The sequence below is a fragment of the Phenylobacterium sp. genome (assembly GCF_046590535.1).
In the GTDB taxonomy this organism is placed as follows: Bacteria; Pseudomonadota; Alphaproteobacteria; order Caulobacterales; family Caulobacteraceae; genus Phenylobacterium.
Map to the genome: position 1 here is coordinate 1 of NZ_JBKJTG010000187.1, position 5190 is coordinate 5190.

At 71.1% G+C, this 5190-nt stretch carries 4 protein-coding genes and 2 pseudogenes; 1 reads left to right on the top strand and 5 read right to left on the bottom strand.

The genetic code is table 11. The annotated features are described in order from the left end of the window. A pseudogene (locus ACLL81_RS11235) lies at positions 1-267 on the top strand (ATP-dependent DNA helicase RecG); the annotation flags it as partial. Here the strand turns inward: ACLL81_RS11235 and ACLL81_RS11240 are convergent. The 5 genes and pseudogenes from ACLL81_RS11240 to ACLL81_RS11260 all read right to left on the bottom strand — a co-directional run. Next, entirely contained in the window at positions 264-1268 is a 1005-nt protein-coding gene (locus tag ACLL81_RS11240) for an NADP-dependent oxidoreductase (protein WP_411288432.1), read from the bottom strand. The pseudogene ACLL81_RS11235 and the gene ACLL81_RS11240 sit on opposite strands and share 4 nt — an antisense overlap. Positions 1269-1307: 39 nt before the next feature. After that, on the bottom strand, positions 1308-2414 hold the full coding sequence (locus ACLL81_RS11245) for a DUF3089 domain-containing protein (protein WP_411288433.1): 1107 nt from the start codon (positions 2412-2414) through the stop codon (positions 1308-1310). Positions 2415-2417: 3 nt separating this feature from the next. Next, positions 2418-3419 (bottom strand): ADP-glyceromanno-heptose 6-epimerase, encoded by a 1002-nt coding sequence (rfaD, locus tag ACLL81_RS11250; RefSeq protein ID WP_411288434.1) that lies wholly within the window; start codon positions 3417-3419, stop codon positions 2418-2420. Continuing rightward, positions 3416-4900, bottom strand: coding sequence for a D-glycero-beta-D-manno-heptose 1-phosphate adenylyltransferase (gene rfaE2 / locus ACLL81_RS11255; protein ID WP_411288435.1), 1485 nt, complete (start codon positions 4898-4900; stop codon positions 3416-3418). Before rfaE2 ends, rfaD begins: the two co-directional genes overlap by 4 nt. A gap of 33 nt (positions 4901-4933) precedes the next feature. Next, positions 4934-5190, bottom strand: a pseudogene (locus tag ACLL81_RS11260) (3-deoxy-8-phosphooctulonate synthase); the annotation flags it as partial.

Here is a 5190-nt window from a genome sequence, read left to right on the forward strand (position 1 = left end):
ACCGACGACGGCTTCCTGATCGCCGAGACCGACCTGGAGCTGCGCGGCGGCGGCGATGCGCTGGGCCTGCGCCAGTCAGGGTTCCCGGACTACATCTTCGCCGACGTGGGCGGCGCCCACCGCGACCTGATCGCCGCCGCCGGCGATGACGCCCGGCTGATCCTCGGCCGCGACCCGGAGCTGGCCGGTGAGCGCGGCCAGGCGCTGCGGGTGCTGCAGGAACTGTTCGACTGGAAAGCCGGCTCGCCGCTGAAGCACGCGGGCTAGCGCACCTTCACCATCCGCTTGCCGCGGTTCTCGCCGGCCAGCAGGCCCACGAGAGCGGCAGGCGTGTTCTCCAGGCCCTCGATGACGTCCTCCTGGACCTTTAGGCGGCCGTCGGCGACCCAGCCGGCCAGATCCTTAAGCGCCCGCTCGCGCTGCGCCTCGAAGTCCATCACCACGAAGCCGCGAAGCGTCAGCCGCTTGGTGACGATCAGCCCGGGGATGCCGCGGGGTCCGTGCGGCGGGGCGGCGCCATCGTACTGCGAGACCGCCCCGCAGCAGGCGATGCGGCCGAAGTTGTTCATGGCGAACAGGCAGGTCTCGAAGACCGGGCCGCCGGTGTTGTCGAAATAGACGTCGATGCCGTCCGGACAGGCTTCCTTCAACTGGCGGCGCAGGTCGCCGGCCTTGTAGTCCACCGCAGCGTCGAACCCGAGGTCGTCGGTGAGCCAACGGCCCTTCGCCTCGCCCCCGGCGACCCCCACCACCCGGCAACCCTTGATCTTGGCGATCTGGCCGACGATCGAGCCCACCGCCCCGGCGGCGGCGGAGACCACCACCGTCTCGCCGGCCTTGGGCTTGCCGCACTCCAGGAGGCCGAAATAGGCGGTGAGCCCGGCGATGCCGTAGATGCTCAGGAGGTGGGTAACCGGCTCCAGGGCCGGCAGCTTTGCCAGCCGCTTGGCCGGCAGCACCGCATAGTCCTGCCAGCCGGTGTCGGCGAACACCAGATCGCCGGGCGCCAGGTGGCTGGCGTTGGACTCGACCACCTCGGAAAGGGACCCGCCGGCCATCACCTGCCCGGCGTTCAGCGCCGAGCGGTAGGTGGCCCCCTGCATCCAGGCGCGGTTGGCGGCGTCGAGCGAGATATAGCGGGTGCGCAGCAGCACCTCGCCCTCCCCCGGGCTCGGCCGCTCGCCTTGCGTCAGCCGGAAGTGCTGTGCGGTCAGCCGGTCGCCCTGCGGCAGCTGGTCCAGGACGATCTGGCGATTGGCGTCGGGCATCGGGCGGTCTCCCTCAAGGCGTTTCGGCCGCGAAGCTTGTCACCGGGCGAGGAGGGACGCCAGCCGCGCCTGCGCGTCGGCCTCCAGGTCGGCATAGAAGAGGTTGTAGCCCGCTACCTTGCGCCGGTCTGCCCAGGAGCCGGTGGGCTGCAGTGAGGCCGACTTGGGATGGGAGATTCGCAGCACCCCGCCCACGCAGCGCGCGGAGACCTGGCGGGCCATGAAAGCGGGCCTGGCGCCCCACTCCAGGCCGGTGGCGTTGGCCGCGCCCAAATGCAGGCGGGCCGGCGCCTGCTTGTCGGTCACCGCCCCGAGGATCGGGTTGAAGCACAGGGAGGGCCGCGATCCCAGGTTCTCCAGCGTCCCTTGCGCGGTCCACACCAGGGCCCGGTCGAGCAGCATCTGGGCGTTGTCGAACTCCCCGTCGAACTGCACCGCCCAGGCGGCCAGGCAGCCGGTCTGGCCCGGTTCGGCGCAGGCCGGCAGGGCCGGCGCGTCGGCCGGCGTCACGGTGTCGGCAAGATAGGCGGCCACCAGGCGGCTGCGCAGCACAGGGTCGCGGGCCACGTCCTCGGCCACCAGCCGCGCGGCCAGCGTGCCACCCTGCTCGACGCCGACGATCAGGAACGGCCGGTCCTGGTTGTAGTCCTGGACATAGACGCGGAAGGCGCGGGCCACGTCGCCATAGGCGAAGGCGCGGGCCTCGCGGGCGTCTTCCCGCAGCGTCAGCAGGCTGTAGAGGCTGGCCTGGCGGTAGCGCGGCGCGAAGATCCGCCCCACCCGGACGAAGGGTCCGGCGTGGTTGGGGGCGATGGAGGTGCGAAACAGTCGATCGGCTTTGCCGTCGTCGATAGGGGCGTTCCAGTGGCGGCCGCCGTCATAGGTGGTGGGGCCCACGAAGAACACGTCCGCGGCGGGCTCCTGGGCGGTGGGCGCCTCGGGCTGCAGCGGCATCAGCGCCCAGGACGCCCGCTTGGCGTAGTTCGGCGCCGGCGGGGGGCGATAGGTCTGGAACGGCACCTTGGGGTCCAGCGCCGTGCGCATCAGGTCGCCCCAGAAGACGGCGACGCCAACTCCCAGCAGCAGCACCGCCCCCACCAGGATGAAGGCCAGCCATCGCCGGCGCCGCGGCCCGGGCTCGCTCATGGGTTAGCGGTAGTGGTCGGGCTGGCTGAGGTAGCGGCTGACATAGTCGTCGACCCCCTCCTCCAGCGGCGTGAGGGGCTTCGGGTAACCGGCCGCCTGCAGGCGATCCATCCTGGCCTCGGTGAAGTACTGGTACTTGTCGCGGATCGCCGGTGGCATCGGCGTGTATTCGATCTGCGCGGGCTTGCCGGCAGCCTTGAACACGGCCCGCGCCAGGTCCTCGAAGGTCCGGGCCTTTCCGGAGCCCAGGTTGAAGACGCCGTTGACCTGCGGGTTTTCCAGCAGCCAGGCGGTGACCTCGGCGGCGTCGCGCACATAGACGAAGTCGCGGGTCTGGCCGCCGTCCGGCACATCGGCCCGATAGCTCTTGAAGAGCTGCACCGCGTGGCCCTCGCGCACCTTGGGCCAGATCTGCGACGCCACCGACTTCATGGAGTGTTTGTGCTCCTCGTTGGGGCCGTAGACGTTGAAGAACTTCAGCCCCACCCACTGGGGCGGCGCGTAGCCGCGCAGGGCCTGGCGAACGGCGAACAGGTCGAACAGCGCCTTGGACCAGCCGTAGGTGTTCAGGGGCCGCAGCGCCGCCAGGGCTTCGTAGCTGTTGTCGTCGTCAAAGCCGTTGGCGCCGTCGCCATAGGTGGCCGCCGAGGAGGCGTATACCAACCGGCGCTGGTGGTCGGCGCACCAGCGGAAGAGGTCGCGGCTCAGAGTGAAGTTGGAGTGGACGATCTTGTCGGCGTCCGGCTCGGTGGTGGACGACACCGCGGCCATGTGGACCACCAGCTCCACGTCGCGCCAGCGCTTCTCAAGCCAGTCGAACATGTCTTCCGGCGCCACGAAATCACCAATGGGGTGTTTCGCGATGTTCTTCCACTTGCCCAGATCCGCCTCGCGCAGGCGGTCGCACACCACCACGTCCAGGTCGCGATCCTCGGCCAGGCGCGCGGCGATGTTGGAGCCAATGAACCCCGCTCCGCCGGTGACGAAGGCGATCTTGCGCGTCATGCCTTCTCCCGATCCGTCCTTGGGCGGCCCATCCGGGCGATGGCCGCGGTGGTGGAATAGCCGTCCACCAGGGCCGCCAGCCGGACCTCCCCGCCCCAGCCCTTGACCAGCTCGGCGCCCACCACCTGGTCCTCGGCGTAGTCGGCGCCCTTGACCAGCACTTCGGGGCGCGCAGCCTCGATCAGCTTCACGGGCGTCGCCTCCTCGAAGGGCACCACCAGGTCGACGCTGCCCAGGCCGGCCAGCACCAGGGCGCGACTCTCCAGGTCGTTCACCGGCCGGCCCTCGCCCTTCAGCGCCCGCACCGAGGCGTCGGAGTTCAGCCCCACGATCAGCCGGTCGCACCAGGCCCGGGCCTGGCCCAGATAGGCCACATGGCCCTTGTGCAGGATGTCGAAGCAGCCGTTTGTGAAGCCCACCCGCAGGCCCTTGGCGCGCCAGCGGGCCACCTCGTCAGCCATCCGCTGGGGCGTGGCCACCTTGGCCTCGGCGGGCGCCAGGTGGGCGGTGATCACCGCCTCCACCAGCTCCTCGGGGGTCACCGTCGCGGTGCCTGCCTTGCCCACCGCCACGCCAGAGGCGAGCTGGGCGAAGGCGATGGCGTCCTCCAGGGTGGCGTCGGCAGCCAGCGCCAGCCCCAATGCCGCCAGCGCCGTGTCGCCCGCGCCCGAGGCGTCGAACACCTCCCGGGCCTGGGTGGGAAAATGGCGTACCGGCTCGCCGCGCAGGGCCAGGGAGATGCCCTTTCCGGCCCGGGTGACCAGCACCCCCCGGGTGGCCCAGAGTTCCAGGGCGCGGGCCAGGGCCGTCTCCAGCTCCGCATCCGTGCCGGTGGGCAGCTCGGTGGCGTAGGCCAGTTCCGCGGCGTTGGGCTTTACCAGGTCGATGTCGCCATAGCGGGCGAAGGAGCGGGCCTTGGAATCCACCACCACCTTGGCGCCGCTCTTGGCCGCCGCGTCGTGGCAGGCGGCGATCACCGCGTCGGTGACGACCCCCTTGCCGTAGTCGGAGATCAGGATCACGCCTGCGCCCTTAGCCGCGTCGCGCACGGTGCGGATCAGCCGTTGCTCCACCTCGCCGGTGACCGGGCGGCTCTCCTCCAGGTCGACCCGGAGCAGTTGCTGGCCGCTGGAGACGAAACGGGTCTTCAGCGTGGTGGGCCGGCTGGGGTCGGTGACCAGATAGCCCTCCACGCCGCTCTCCCCGCCTACCAGGCGCTGGGCCTCGTGGCCCTCGGCGTCGCCACCGATCAGGCCCACCAGGGCCACCGAGCCCCCCAGGGCGGCCACATTGCGCGCTACGTTGCCCGCGGCGCCCAGCATGACCAGCTCGCGGGTGCGGGCCAGCACCGGGATCGGCGCCTCGGGCGACACGCGGCTGACCTCCCCATAGACGAAGCGGTCGACCATAAGGTCGCCCACGCAGGCCACCCGGCGGCCGGGCGCCTCGCCCAGGAGATGTTGAAGGGCGGCGAGATCCATGCGGTTAGCCTGTGCGGCGGGTTGCTGGGGCGGTCAAGCGGCGCGCGCGACCTCGTGCAGGGCCTTCAGCTTGGCCAACAACACCTCCGCACCGTCCAGCGGCAGGGTGCTGGGGCCGTCGCACAGGGCCTTTTCCGGGTCCGGATGGAATTCCAGGAAGACACCGTCCGCGCCAGCGGCCACGGCCGCCCGGGCGATCACCGGCACGCCGTCGCGGCGGCCTCCGGTGGCGATGCTGTTGCTGCGAGGGTCAGCGCCCGGCAGCTGCACGGCGTGGGTGGCGTCGATGG